General features: G+C 71.9%; 12 protein-coding genes. 7 read left to right on the top strand and 5 right to left on the bottom strand.

Annotated features, from left to right (window positions below):
* The first annotated feature begins 292 nt into the window (after positions 1–292).
* The 5 genes from AXW62_RS14690 to AXW62_RS14670 all read left to right on the top strand — a co-directional run bounded on the left by AXW62_RS14690 (position 293) and on the right by AXW62_RS14670 (position 4,988).
* The gene (locus AXW62_RS14690) at positions 293–751 is read left to right on the top strand and encodes a MarR family winged helix-turn-helix transcriptional regulator (RefSeq protein WP_060944926.1); all 459 of its coding nucleotides are present in this window, start codon (positions 293–295) and stop codon (positions 749–751) included.
* A 258-nt stretch (positions 752–1,009) separates the two neighbouring features.
* A complete protein-coding gene (locus AXW62_RS14685) occupies positions 1,010–2,131 on the top strand; it encodes a hypothetical protein (protein ID WP_252368610.1) in 1,122 nt (373 codons plus the stop codon).
* 214 nt (positions 2,132–2,345) lie between these two features.
* Positions 2,346–2,819, top strand: a complete 474-nt coding sequence (locus AXW62_RS14680) for a carboxymuconolactone decarboxylase family protein (protein WP_060944925.1) — start codon at positions 2,346–2,348, stop codon at positions 2,817–2,819.
* 336 nt (positions 2,820–3,155) lie between these two features.
* On the top strand, positions 3,156–3,911 hold the full coding sequence (locus tag AXW62_RS14675) for a DJ-1/PfpI family protein (RefSeq protein WP_060944924.1): 756 nt from the start codon (positions 3,156–3,158) through the stop codon (positions 3,909–3,911).
* 219 nt (positions 3,912–4,130) lie between these two features.
* Positions 4,131–4,988 (top strand): NmrA/HSCARG family protein, encoded by an 858-nt coding sequence (locus AXW62_RS14670; RefSeq protein ID WP_060944923.1) that lies wholly within the window; start codon positions 4,131–4,133, stop codon positions 4,986–4,988.
* A gap of 284 nt (positions 4,989–5,272) precedes the next feature.
* Here AXW62_RS14670 and AXW62_RS14665 read toward each other — a convergent pair whose 3' ends face one another.
* Complete coding sequence (locus AXW62_RS14665; RefSeq protein WP_060944922.1) at positions 5,273–5,791, bottom strand: GNAT family N-acetyltransferase; 519 nt, start codon at positions 5,789–5,791, stop codon at positions 5,273–5,275.
* Between the two features lie 447 nt (positions 5,792–6,238).
* Here AXW62_RS14665 and AXW62_RS14660 point away from each other — a divergent pair, with 447 nt between their 5' ends.
* Together AXW62_RS14660 and AXW62_RS14655 are read left to right on the top strand one after the other, a co-directional pair.
* Entirely contained in the window at positions 6,239–6,880 is a 642-nt protein-coding gene (locus AXW62_RS14660; protein ID WP_079115625.1) for a GNAT family N-acetyltransferase, read from the top strand.
* A 159-nt stretch (positions 6,881–7,039) separates the two neighbouring features.
* Positions 7,040–8,110 carry a glycoside hydrolase family 18 protein gene (locus AXW62_RS14655; protein ID WP_060944921.1) on the top strand — a complete coding sequence of 357 codons (1,071 nt, stop codon included), beginning with the start codon at positions 7,040–7,042 and terminating at the stop codon, positions 8,108–8,110.
* Between the two features lie 109 nt (positions 8,111–8,219).
* On the opposite strand, the gene AXW62_RS14650 is transcribed toward AXW62_RS14655, so the two are convergent.
* From AXW62_RS14650 to AXW62_RS14635, 4 genes are all read right to left on the bottom strand, one after another.
* Positions 8,220–9,716, bottom strand: a complete 1,497-nt coding sequence (locus tag AXW62_RS14650) for an MDR family MFS transporter (RefSeq protein ID WP_060944920.1) — start codon at positions 9,714–9,716, stop codon at positions 8,220–8,222.
* Between the two features lie 193 nt (positions 9,717–9,909).
* Positions 9,910–10,806 carry a VOC family protein gene (locus tag AXW62_RS14645; RefSeq protein ID WP_060944919.1) on the bottom strand — a complete coding sequence of 299 codons (897 nt, stop codon included), beginning with the start codon at positions 10,804–10,806 and terminating at the stop codon, positions 9,910–9,912.
* Positions 10,807–10,976: 170 nt separating this feature from the next.
* Positions 10,977–11,558, bottom strand: coding sequence for an NADPH-dependent FMN reductase (locus AXW62_RS14640; RefSeq protein ID WP_060944918.1), 582 nt, complete (start codon positions 11,556–11,558; stop codon positions 10,977–10,979).
* Between the two features lie 144 nt (positions 11,559–11,702).
* The gene (locus AXW62_RS14635; protein WP_060944917.1) at positions 11,703–12,449 is read right to left on the bottom strand and encodes an alpha/beta fold hydrolase; all 747 of its coding nucleotides are present in this window, start codon (positions 12,447–12,449) and stop codon (positions 11,703–11,705) included.
* Between the last annotated feature and the right edge of the window lie 47 nt (positions 12,450–12,496).

The raw sequence follows: 12,496 nt of genomic DNA, 5'->3' as shown, positions 1-12,496 counted from the left end.
CGGGTCGGCCACGACGACGCCCTGCGGGCCTGGCGCGAGGCCGAAGGCCACCTTCGAGGGCTGGACACCGCTCTCCGCTCTCCGTACCAGGACGGGTCCGGGGGTCCGGACGTGATCGCCCGGACCCGTCCTGGCCGGGACGGGCCGGGACTGACCGGGACGGGCCGGGACGCCGCGCATGGGCCGGGACGCCGCGCAGGGGCCGGGCGACGGCCTTGACCTCACCTTTGGTTTAACTTCTACGGTCGTCTCCGTGGAACGAGTTCGCATCCAACGGAGGGACCGGTCAGCCATGGAGTACTCACACAGTGACGCCGAACTGATACGCCAGCCCATCGGCTACTGGAGCTGGGCGGCCTACAAGGCCGTCGTCAGCCGCATCCGGGCCGCCCTCGCCGAGATCGGCACCACCCAGCCACAGTGGTGGGTCCTCGCCCAGGTCGCGCGGGCCGAGACCGTCAAGACCCGCGCCGAGGTGTCCCGGCTGCTCCGGAACTACCTCGACACCGGTCCGGAGGCCATGGAGGCGGAGATCGACGCGACCATCGCCCAGGGCTGGATCACCGAGGACGCCGGGGGACGTCTGGGCATCACGGCGGCGGGCAGGGCGTTCTACGACAAGGCCGCCGCCCTCCAGGACGAGCTGTGGGCGGAGCGGCACGCGGGCATCTCCGACGAGGAGTACCTGACCACCATGAAGGTGCTGCAGCGGTTCATCCACAACACCGGCGGGCGCGCCTGGCACCACTAGGGACGCGGCCGGTAGCCCAGGTTCGGTCGCTCAGGTTCGGTAGCTCAGGTTCGTGGCCGATTGGTGGGGCAGCCGCCGGGGCGCCGAGGAAGAGGAAGCCGCGGGCCGTTGCCGTATGCCTCGTCGGCCGCCAGGCTCGCGGGGCACCGGCAGCGGTTCGGTGCGGAGGCCAACGGGGCCTGGCCCCGGGAACTCACGCGCCCGGCTCGACGTCTTGGCTGTCGTCACTACGGAGCCGCACGGAGGTCAGGCCAAGTCATGGCGCACGACGGAGACCAGTCGACCGGCCGGGTGGCCGAGGGCGTGGGCGATCCCGCCGAGCAGCCGGGCGGCATCATCGGCGGGGCGCTCGCCGTCGTCGGACGCTACCGCAGCGCGCTGTACGGCTTCACCCTCCGCGTGTCCGCCCTGACAGCCGTGCTCGGATGCGCGATCGTGGCCGGCGGATTCGCGGCGACCTGGGACACCTTCGAGGGCGTCCGGGACTACGCGGACACCAACATCGCCAACGAGGACTCCTACGTGGCCTACGCCGACGGCGGGATGCCCCCGTTGGTGCGGGCCGGTGCCGTGGTGTCGCTGCTGCTGCTCGTCCTGGCCCTCTCCGTCGTCTCCGTCCTGCACACCGCGTACGCCATCGGCAACTCCCACGCCACGCGCGACGGCGGACCACTGACCACCCGCGAGTTGTGGCGGCGCACCCGTCGGCGCTTTCCCGCCGCCTTCCTGGTCAACACGTTGACCGGACTGGCTGTGGGCGCCGTGGAGATGGCGGGCCTGGTGCTGTGGGGCCTCGCCGACAGCGGCAGGGTGCCTGGCGTCGAGCCCACGCCCCTGCACGAAACCGCGACGCCGCAGTACACGCTGGTGGGGTGGGTACTGCCGATCGCCATCGGGTGTCTGGGCCCGCTGCTGTACTTCCGTCTCTCGGTCGCCACCGCCGAGACGGTGCTGGAGCGCCGTTCCCCACTCATGGCGCTGTACCGCTCCTGGGTGCTGACCCGCCGCGCACGATGGCGCACCCTCGGCGTGGGCACGCTGGTCACCGCGGCCGCCGTGCTCGTCTTCTGGCTGGCCCGGTACGCAGCCGCCCCCCTTGCCCACCTCGCCGGACTCGGAATGCTGTGGCTCAGCGACGACAATGTGTGGATCACCGGTGTGCTGGTGATGATCCTTCCCACAGCCGTGGCCCTTCTCCTGCTGCCTGTAGTGGTCATGCCGCTGGTGTGCGCGGTGTTCGCCTGTCTCCACGGAGAGCTGAGCGCCCGTGAGGCGACGGGGAGGGGTGCTGCGGCGGTGGGTTCTTCGCCGGCCGGCCGCCCCCGTGGGACCGTCCACCACTGCCCGCAGCGTTCCGGCAGGTCACACCCACCGGCATAGACCCGGGTCCGGTGTTCCGTCCATCGCCTGCCGCTGTTCCCTCCGCCTGTCACCACGGCCGTGGCCGAACGGCGGAAGGCCGTGGCTGCCGGAAGGGCGACGGGACGGCGAGACGCACGTCACATCCGGCTCTACATCCGGCTCTGTCACATCGTGCCGGGCGGATCCGTCAAGGAGGTGTCACCACCACCGAGCAACAGCATAGGAGCCCCTCATGGATGCTCGCTTGAACCTCTTCGGCAACCCGTTCGCGGCCACGTTCCTCAAGCACCTCAATTCGGCGGGCAAGGTGGTCACGGACTCGCCGCTGCCGGCCGCGACGCAGGAGCTGGTGAAGATCCGCGCCAGTCAGATCAACGGCTGTGGTTTCTGCCTCGACATGCACACCAAGGAGGCCGCGAAGGCCGGGGAGACCTCGACGCGTCTCAACCTGGTCGCGGTCTGGCGGGAGGCCACGGTGTTCACGGACGCCGAGCGCGCCGCGCTGGAGCTGGCGGAGCAGGGCACCCGCCTCGCCGACGCGGCCGGTGGTGTCACGGACGAGGCGTGGGCGAACGCCGCCAAGCACTACGACGAGGAACAGCTCGCGGCCCTGGTGTCCCTCATCGCCGTCATCAACGCGTACAACCGCCTGAACGTCATCGTCCGGCAGCCCGCCGGTGACTACCGGCCCGGCCAGTTCGGCTGACGGGGCGTACCGGCCGGGTCCGCCGGTGCCGTCGCACCCCGCCCGCGACGGCACCGGCGGACCCGCGAGGTGCCGACGGACCTGCGAGGTGCCTGCCCATGGTCCCGCGAGGCGCCGACAGACCCGCGAGCCGCCGATGGACCCGGGACGCGCCGACGAGCCCGCGAGGCACAGGCGGGCCTCCGGCGACGAGTCCCCAAGGCACCGGCGGGCCCGCGGGGCGCTGGCGAGAATCCGCGCGGGGACGGCAGGAACGCTCATGGTTCCGGCGCCGACCGGTGCCTAGCCTCCCGAATGGGCGTGATTCCACACGCTCGACGCATAAGGAGGACCGAGTTGACCGTCGAAGGCACGCACGGGAACAGTTCGCGGTCAGGCGACGCCGCACGTCCGCTGGACGTCGGCATGCTGCTGTTCGAGGGGCACACCACACTCGACTTCGTCGGCCCGCACCTGGCCTTCTCGAGTGCGGGCATGCGGGTCCACCTGGTGTCCGACTCACTCGCACCCGTGGCCTCCGACATCGGTCTGGCCGTCCTGCCGACCGTCACGCTCGAGGACTGCCCCGCGGACCTGGACATCCTGTTCGTGCCCGGCGGCCACGTCCACGAGGTGCTGCTCGACCAGGACAAGATCGACTTCCTCGTGGACCGGGGGCGTACGGCCTCGTACATCACCTCCGTCTGCACCGGCTCGCTCGTACTCGCCGCGGCGGGCCTGCTCGACGGCTACCGGGCGGCGACGCACTGGGCCACGCGTGCCCAACTGGCGCGGTTCGGCGTCGAGGTGTCCTACGAGCGCGTGTGCGTCGACAGGAACAGGGCCACCGGCGGCGGAGTGACCGCGGGCATCGATTTCGCGCTCACCCTCATCGCCCGCGTTCTCGGGGAGGACGCCGCGAAACTCTCCCAGCTGGCCATGGAGTACACCCCGCAGCCGCCGTTCGACGCCGGTTCCCCCGAGAGCGCCGGTGCCGAAGTGGTCGCCAGGTTCGCCCAGTTCGCCGATGCCGCCTTCGGCGGGAGCATCGAGGAAGGTCTCGGCCGCGCCGTCTCGGAGGCAGTGGAACGGCGCGCCGCGCTGACCTCATGACGCCGCGTTGCCTTCACGACGCGGCCCCGCCTTCACGATGCAGAGCTGACCTCATGACGCGGTGCGCGCCGCTTCCCGCGCCGGGACGGCCGGGCGACACGGTTGACGGCGCGTCTGCCGCCCGGCGAGTGATCATGTACCACCATGGGCGCACGGGGCCATGATCGAGCCCCATCGCGCTCCGAGGCCGCTGGTCTCGGCCGTTCTACGGAGTTGTTCATGATCACAGTGCTGGGAGCCACCGGCGGACAAGGCGGTGCGGTGACACGGGCGTTGCTGGACTCGGGCCATGGTGTCCGGGCCGTGGTCCGCGACCCCGCGCACCCGCGAGCACAGCGGCTCGCCCAGCAGGGGGTGGACGTGGTCGCCGGCGATCTGAGCGACGCCGCGTCGCTGGCGGCGGCCTTCGACGGCTCGTCGGCGGCCTTCGCGGTGACGACGCCGTTCGAGTCGGGCACGGACGCCGAGGTGCGGCAGGGGGCGGCGATCATCGAGGCCGCCGGCCGGGCGGGGCTGGCGCATCTGGTGCTCGCCTCGGTGGCCTCGGCCGACCGTTCCACTGGTATCCCCCACTTCGAGAGCAAGGCACGGATCGAGCGGAAGCTGACCGAGGCGGGGCTGCCGGCGACCGTGGTCGCGCCGACGTACTTCTTCGAGAACACCCTGGGCGGCCTGGACGAGATCGCCGAGGGCCTGCTGTCGCTCGCGGTCCCCGGGGACACCCCGCTCCAGCAGGTCGCCCGCCGCGACCTGGGCGCAGTGGTGGCCGCCGTGCTCGCCGACCCCGGGCGGTGGATCGGACGGCGGGTGGAGGTCGCGGGTGACGCGCCCACCCCCCGGCAGATGGCAGCGGCGATCTCCTCGGCGGCCGGTGGCCCGGTGGAGTACCGCCATGTGCCGCTGGACACGGTCCGTCAGGCGAGCGCGGACATGGGAGCCATGTTCACCTTCCTCGCGGAAACCGGCTATGACGTGGACCTGGCCGCGCTGCGGGCCGACTTCCCGGGCATCGCCTGGACCTCCTTCGCGGCCTGGGCCGCCGACCAGCGCTGGCCGCGCCCGCGACCGCTCGGCTGAACCCGGCCGCCCCGCACGGTCCCGCGCGGACCACCGCGCTGCTCTCCTTCGACGCGATCGTGCCCGCCGCGCGGCGTCCCCGGTCCTCGTGGCGGCCGGGCACCGGGCCGGGCCGGCGGTCACCGGCGGGCCGACGGTGCTCGGCTCGCTGTCCGGGACCGTCGCCGAGGGCCGGATCCCGGCCCCGGAGCCGGTGGACGGCGTCCGAGTCGGTGTGCCGGGAACAGATCGTCCGGCTTTCCCCCCGCCCGACGCGCCGATCCGGTGCAGAAGCGGCCCGGGGCTCAGACCCGGTCGAACGGTTCGGCGTAGGAGAACAGCCCCTTGAGGGTGGGCTGATAGGCGGTCAGCGTCCGGACCTGGAAGTACTCGCCCCAGGCCGGGTCCGGGGCCGTGATGCCGTACTCGGCCGCCGGACGGAAGCCGAACCGCCCGTAATAGGCGGGGTTGCCCAGCAGGGCGACCAGCGACTCGCCGAAGGCGTCCGCGGCGCCGAGCACCGCGTGGACGAGCGCGAGGCCGACGCCACGGCGCTGATGGGCGGGGTGCACGCTGAGCGGGCCGAGACCGAGGGCCAGTTCGGATCCGACGTGGCCGCGGGTGCACACGACATGTCCGATCACCTCGCCGCGTTCGCCGGTGGTGGCGACGAACGACAGCGCGGGCAACCAGGCGTCGCTGGAGCGGAGTTCGTCCAGAAGCGTGGCCTCGACCGGGACCTCCGTGTCCGACTTCGTGAACGCGGCCGAGGTGACGGCGCGGGTGGCGGCCGTATCGGAGTGGGTCTCTCGTCGGATGAGCATCGGGACAGGATGCGTTCCGCCCCGGCGCGGCGGCAACCGAATTGTTCACCGCCGCGCGGGACGGACGCCCGTGGGACCGTCAACGGGCGTCGAGGGGCCGGGCCGGTCCTCGAACAGCGACCCAGGTCCCGAACGGAGAGCGAACGGCCCCGCAAGGCGCACAGGTCCCACAAGGCTCGCGCGCCTTGCGAGGCGCGCAGGCCCTGCGAGGCGAGCGGCCCTGCGAGGCAATCGCGCCCCGCGAGGCGCGCGAGCCCCGCAAGGCGCGCAGGCCCCGCAAGGCGCGCGAGCCCCGCAAGGCGCGCGAGCCCCGCAAGGCGCGCGAGCCCCGCGAGGCGCGCGGATCCTCAAGACGAGCGGGCGGTCTTCAGCAGCAATCGGGTCCTGAAACGCCCTCGGGTTCTAAATGGTTCGACGCGGCGGCCGTGCGTCCGGCAGCCTCCCGTCATGGACCCCCATTACTGGCCCCTGTACGGGCTTCGCCTCCGCACCCCGCGCCTCGAACTGCGGCTTCCCGACCTCGCCCGGCTCGACGAACTCGCCGCCGTCGCGGCGGACGGGGTGCACGACCCGGCCGAGATGCCCTTCAGCCTCCCCTGGACCGACGCGCCCCCGCAGGAGCGCGGACGCTCATCCTTCCAGCACGTGCTGCGCACGATCGCCGAGTGGCGCCCGGAGCAGTGGACGCTCAGCCTCGCGGTGCTGCACGAGGGCGCGGTGATCGGACGGCAGGACCTGTCCGCGAGCGCGTACGCGGTCACCCGGGAGGCCGAGACCGGCTCCTGGCTGGGCACCGCCCACCAGGGCAAGGGCCTGGGCACGGAGATGCGGGCCGCGGTGACGCACCTGGCGTTCGAGGGCCTGGGCGCGCGGTCGCTGACCTCGGGCGCGATGGTGGAGAACGGCCGCTCGCTCGGGGTGTCCCGGCGGCTCGGCTACCGCCCCGACGGGCTGTCCGTGCTCGCCGTACGGGGCGAGGCGCGCACCCTTCAGCGGCTGCGGCTGGACCGCGCGGACTGGGAGGAGCACCGCACCACCCCGGTGGAGGTGGCCGGGCTGGAGCCGTGCCGGGCGCTGTTCGGCGTATGAGCCGTGTTCCCGGCGCATGAGAACCTCTCGGCGCTCTCCGCACGACGCGAGGACCCGCTCTCCGCGCAACCCCAGGACCCGCTCTCCCTACGGACGTGAGAACGTGCCCGCCCGGCTGGCTACGCTCCCCCCGTGACGAGACCCCGGATAGTCCTGGCCATGGTGTCCGCCCTCCGGCAGGCACGCGGCACCCTCGTACGCGGCTGGTCCCACCCCCGGCTGCGTTGGCCCAAACGCATCGTGACCGGTCTGGTGGGGTGTCTGCTGCTCGCGGTGCTGGCCGCCGGGATCTCCCTGCGGCTGCTGTACGCGGGCGATCCCGGGCCCGGTACCCAGACGCGGGGCCGGGACGCCGTCTGGCTCGGGCACGCATGGGTGGACGGCCGCAACGGCGAGGCCGAGCTGCGGGAGCTGGCGCGGCGGGTGCGCGGCACCGGGATCCGCGATCTGTACGTCCACGCGGGCCCGTTGGAGCACGACGGCACCCTGCCCGACGGGCGCTATCCGAAGGCGGGGTGGCTGCTGAAGGCCGTGCACCGCGAACTGCCCGGCGTCCGCGTCCAGGCGTGGCTCGGCGACGTGCTGGACACCGAGGGCCCGACCGGGCTCAGCCTCGCCGACGGCGCCAACCGCACGCGGATCGTGGCCTCGGCGCGGCAGGTGCTGGACGCGGGGTTCGACGGGGTCCACTTCGACCTGGAGCCGCTGCACTCCGAGGACCGCGCCTACCTCGCGCTGCTCGACGCGCTGCACACCCTCACCCGTGCCCGCCACGCCCCGCTGTCGGTCGCGGCCCACCAGATCGACCCGCTGCCCGCCCTGCACTCGGTCGCGGGCTTCCTCACCGGCCACCCGAAGTGGTGGTCACAGTCGTACTTCGGGCAGGTGGCGCGGCGGGTCGACCAGATCGCGGTGATGTCGTACGACACCTCGATGCCGCTGGAGCGCCTCTACGGCGGTTATGTGGCCCAGCAGACGGCGCTCGCGCTCGAGGCCACCCCGCCGACCACGGATCTCCTCATGGGCCTCCCCGGCTACCACACCAACAACTTCGGCCGTCATGCCTGGGCCGAAACGGTTCCGGCGGCCGTCCGCGGCGCCCGCCTCGGCCTCGGCCGCGAGGACCACCGCCGTGAGCGCTTCGGGCTGGCGCTGTACGTGGACTTCGCGGCGACGGACGAGGACTGGGCGGCGTACCGGGAGGGCTGGGGCAGCCGGGAGACGGGCTGACCGGCCCGAAGGCACCCTCACGCGGCGAGCCGCTGACGCCCCCTCGGGCGGCGAGCCACCGACGCCCCTCGCCCGGCATGACGCGTCGGGAGGGCCGGGTGGGTGAGAGTCACGCGGTCTGGGCATCGGGTACGGCTGAAGCGGCGGCTGCGGACTTGCCGCGGAGGGGTACTTCCTCGATCAGTACGGAGGCGATCAGTGCGGCAGTTCCGATACAGGCGCCAGTGAGGAAGATCAGGTGGGTGGCATGGGCGACGTCGTGGATGTAGATGAGGCCGCGGGCTGTCTGGGTGGGGCGGGCGGTGACGGTGCCGGTGAACAGGGAGGCGAAGATGGCGATGCCGATGGAGCCACCGAGGTTGCGGAAGAGGTTGGTGGCGGCGGAGGCGGAGCCGATGTCGCGTAGTTCGACGGCGTTCTGGGCGATGGTGCTGGACATCTGCATGCACAAGCCGGTGCCTGCGCCGAGGACCACCATGTAGAGGGAGGTCAGGGTGCGGGGAGTGCCGGTGTTCATGGTGGACAGCAGTCCCATGCCGACGGCCATGAGCAGGGTGCCCAGTACGGGGAAGATCTTGTAGCGGCCGGTCGCGGTCATGACCTTGCCGGCGATGCTGGAGGTGATCAGTGTGGCGATCATCATGGGCAGCAGCAGGAGGCCGGAGTTGGCGGCCGAGGCTCCTTGGACGACCTGCTGGTAGAGCGGCAGGTAGAGGGTCGCTCCGAACACGGTGATGCCGCTGGCGGTCAGCAGGATCGCGGCGATAGGGAAGTTGCGGTGCCTGCTGTAGATACGCAAGGGCATCAGCGGCTCGGTGGCGCGCCGTTCGGTGACGATGAACGCGGCGAGCAGGGTAAGGGCGAGGACGGCCAGGCCGGTGATCTGCCACGAAAGCCAGGCGTACGTGCTGCCGGCCCACGTGGCGGCGAGGACGAGCGCGGATATCGCGCCGGTCAGGAACATGATGCCGAGCCAGTCGATGGTGGCCTTCGCGCGGCGCTGCGCGGGCGGCAGGCGGAGCAGCAGCCAGCACCAGGCGATGCAGATGACGCCGACGGGCACGTTGATGTAGAACGCCCACTGCCAGCTCAGATGGCTGGTGACGAACCCGCCGACCAGGGGGCCGCCGAGCTGTCCGACGGCCATCACACCGGCGGTCATGCCCTGGTGCTTGCCGCGCTCTCGCGGCGGCAGCAGCGCGCCGATCAGGGAGAAGGCGCCTGCCCCCATGCCGCCCGCGCCCAGGCCCTGAATGATCCGGAAGATGATCAGCTCGGTCATCGAGCCGGCCGTGCCGCACAGCACGGAGGCCGCGATGAAGAGGGCGACCGAGGTGAGGAAGACCGTCTTGCGGTTGAACAGGTCGCCGAGCTTGCCCCAGACCGGGGTGGAGCAGGCGGTGGCCAGGGTGTAGCCGGTCACCACCCAGGACATGTGGTCCAGGCCACCGAGGTGGGCGACGACGGTGGGCATCGCGGTGCCGACGATCAGGCCGTCGAGCATCGACAGCAGCAGGGCGAGCATGATGCCGAGCAGGACCCAGCGGTTGTCCTTGGGGACGGTGACGCTGTCGCCAGTGCCGGCCGGTATGGAAGGGGTCGCCATGACAGATCACCCCTTTCTGTGGATCTGGGGGACGGCGTGACGAGGCGCACGAAGCGGCCGACCGAACGCATTCGCTACGAACGGATTCGCACCAAGGTGTGCAGTAGAGCGGGCGCGGCTCGCGGCGTGGCGGCGCATCGGCAGCCTGCATGATGCGCCTGTGCAGGCCGCCGATCAGTGCGCGGGGCGGGTGCTACGTGTCCGTCCTGGATGCCGGTTTCGCGGTGTTGTGTACGGAGAAACGCAGCGGGTTCCCGGAGGGGTCGTGTGTGGTCAGGCTGGTTCCCGTGCGCTGGTGCGGGTGGCCAGCGGCAGTAAGACGTTCGGCCAGTTGCTCGATCGCCTCCGAGTTGGTGAGGAGCAGGTCGACGCAGGTGAGCCGGGCGGTGTCGGCTCCTGCGGGCGTGCCTCCGTGCGGGCTGAACCGGGTGGTGAGGACGAGGAGGCTGCGGTAGTCGCTCACGCCGACGCCGATGAACCCGTCTCCCAGGCGGGCGTAGATCTCCAGGCCCAGCAGGTCGCGGTAGAACGGCCTGGTGCGGGTGAGGGCGGCGTCGGTCGCCTTGAGTTGGACGTGCCCCATTTGCGTCTCGGCCGGCAGGGGTGCGGGCGTGCTCGCGCCGGGTTCGTCGAGAAGGTCCTGCACAGCGATCGGTGTGGCGACCATGACGGGCAGGCCCTCGTCGGTCCATTGCCATTGTTCCTGCGGGCAGGCCCAGGTCACCTCGATCGTGTGGCCGTCGGGATCGGTGACGTAGCACGAGTGGCTCACGACGTGGTCGCGCAGGTCGACGTCGAATCCTGCGTCGAGGTGCCGCTGGGTGAAGCGGGCCACGTCCGCCCTGGTGGGCACGAGCGGGGCGAAGTGGCTGAGCCCCGGGCTCGACCGGGGCGGCGCGATGGCCCCGGCGACCTCGTGGAGGTCGACCAGCACCTGTCCTTCCACGCCCAGTTGTGCTCGCTGTGGCTGGCGGTCGAGGAGGCGGAAGCCTGCGACCTGCGTGTAGTAGCGCACGCTGCGTTCCAGGTCGGCCACCGTCAGCGTGACGGGTCCGAGGGTGAGTGTCTGGTCCATCCGGTAGTCGGTCATGGTCGACCTTTCATCCGTGCTGCGGCTCCCCGGGAGCGGGGCGCGTGTGTGAGCCGCAGCGTGGCCGGTGTCGCGGCCCTGCTCGCGGGCAAAGCGCAGCTCTTGACTGGCGTGCGAAGTGGGCTGCGGGCCGGGGCCGTCGTGAGAGAGGAGGTCGTGCGGGAGGTGCTTCAGGAAAGTGCCGGGGCTGCGCTGTTGCGGGTCTGGGCGAGGGCGTTGCTCCAGGGCAGGAGCTGGTCGAGCATCGCCGTCAGGGCGGGGCCTTGGTGGTCGCCGGGGGTGAACGTGGCGCCGAAGTCGGCGAAGTCGGTGCGCAGGTTCAAGGTGACCGTCGCGGAGACGTCCGCGAGCTGCAGGGCGCCCAGGACCGGGCGCAGCGCCTCGACGGCGCGCACGCCGCCGTCGACGCCGTAGGAGACAAGGCCGACGGCCTTGTTGTTCCACTCGGCGTGGACGCGGTCGAGGGCGTTCTTCAACACGCCGGGGAAGGAGTGGTTGTACTCGGGGGTGACGAGCACGTAGCCGTCGTAGGCGGCGACGGTCGTGGCCCACTGCTGGGTGTGGGGGTGGGTGTAGCGGCCCATGGCGGGCGGGAACGGTTCGTCGATCTGTGGCAGGTCGACCTCGGCGAGGTCGATCAGGTCGTAGTCGGCGTCGCCGCGCTTTCGGGCCTGCTCCAGGACCCACTGTGCGACGCGTTCGCCGGCGCGTCCGGTGCGGGTGCTGCCGAGAATGATCGCGATCTTCGTCATCGTGCCTCCGGTGGATGAAAGGGACGGTCGGTTCCCCGCCCCCGCGCGGTCGGTCTGCGACCGCGCGTGATGAGTCCCATGGGCGCCCGCTTGCCGAAGGGCGATGCCGGCGCCGGCTCGCAGACGGGGAACCAAGGGCAGGGTTCAGTGGCCGGCGGCCGAGGCCCGGGGGGCGAGGAAGGAGTCCAGAGCGGTGAAGACCGCCTCGGGCTCCTCGCGGATGGGCAGGTGTCCTGCACCGGGGATGAGTTCGAACCGTGCGTGGCCGAACGCCGCGGCGTAGGCGCGGCCGAAGTCCGGGGTGACGACTGGGTCGTCGGCGCCCCAGATCACCAGGACCGGGCAGGTGACGGTGGAAAGGCGGGGCAGCATGCTGGCGTCTGCCATGGCCGGGCCTGCGTAGGCGCGCATGGCGGCCATCGACTGCGCGGACGGTCCGCCCTGCGGCGCTCTGGGCGCCGCAGCCGGTGGCCCGGCGGGCACGGTGATCTGCCGGCCGGGTATGACGGGGCCGATGGCGTCCATGAGGACGAGCCGGGAGATCCGGCCCTCGCGGTCATCCAGGACGGTCTGGGTGGCCACCCAGCCGCCGAAGGACGTGCCGATCACCGTCACGTCGTTCCACCCGAGGTGGCCGAGCAGGTCCAGGTAGGCAGCGGCGAGTGCGGGCACGCAGTCCAGATCGTCGGGCCGTACGGTGCCCTCCCAGCCCGGATGGGTGGGCGCGACCACCCTGTGATCCGGTGCGAGGTGGTCGATCAGGGGCGTGATGCTGGAGGGGCCGGGGCCGCCGTGCAGGACGAGGACCGGGCTGCCGCTGGTGCCGGCCTCGCGCACTTCGAGGTCGAGGCCGGGCCGTACGGGGATGGCGCGCTGCAGGGGTGCGGTCATGAGTTCCTCCTCCTGGATGCAGGGTGCTCGGTGGCTGAGGGCGCGGC

The organism is Streptomyces hygroscopicus subsp. hygroscopicus (assembly GCF_001553455.1).
GTDB lineage: Bacteria > Actinomycetota > Actinomycetes > Streptomycetales > Streptomycetaceae > Streptomyces > Streptomyces hygroscopicus.
The sequence above is the reverse complement of the archived record's forward strand: the minus strand, read 5'-3'. Positions and strand labels throughout refer to the sequence as shown.

Bases quoted from the DNA above. Each gene is read 5' to 3' on its own strand.
- AXW62_RS14690 (WP_060944926.1), top strand. From the start codon at position 293: ATGGAGTACTCACACAGTGACGCCGAACTGATACGCCAGCCCATCGGC.
- AXW62_RS14685 (WP_252368610.1), top strand. From the start codon at position 1,010: ATGGCGCACGACGGAGACCAGTCGACCGGCCGGGTGGCCGAGGGCGTG.
- AXW62_RS14680 (WP_060944925.1), top strand. From the start codon at position 2,346: ATGGATGCTCGCTTGAACCTCTTCGGCAACCCGTTCGCGGCCACGTTC.
- AXW62_RS14670 (WP_060944923.1), top strand. From the start codon at position 4,131: ATGATCACAGTGCTGGGAGCCACCGGCGGACAAGGCGGTGCGGTGACA.
- AXW62_RS14665 (WP_060944922.1), bottom strand. From the start codon at position 5,791: ATGCTCATCCGACGAGAGACCCACTCCGATACGGCCGCCACCCGCGCC.
- AXW62_RS14660 (WP_079115625.1), top strand. From the start codon at position 6,239: ATGGACCCCCATTACTGGCCCCTGTACGGGCTTCGCCTCCGCACCCCG.
- AXW62_RS14655 (WP_060944921.1), top strand. From the start codon at position 7,040: ATGGTGTCCGCCCTCCGGCAGGCACGCGGCACCCTCGTACGCGGCTGG.
- AXW62_RS14650 (WP_060944920.1), bottom strand. From the start codon at position 9,716: ATGGCGACCCCTTCCATACCGGCCGGCACTGGCGACAGCGTCACCGTC.
- AXW62_RS14645 (WP_060944919.1), bottom strand. From the start codon at position 10,806: ATGACCGACTACCGGATGGACCAGACACTCACCCTCGGACCCGTCACG.
- AXW62_RS14640 (WP_060944918.1), bottom strand. From the start codon at position 11,558: ATGACGAAGATCGCGATCATTCTCGGCAGCACCCGCACCGGACGCGCC.
- AXW62_RS14635 (WP_060944917.1), bottom strand. From the start codon at position 12,449: ATGACCGCACCCCTGCAGCGCGCCATCCCCGTACGGCCCGGCCTCGAC.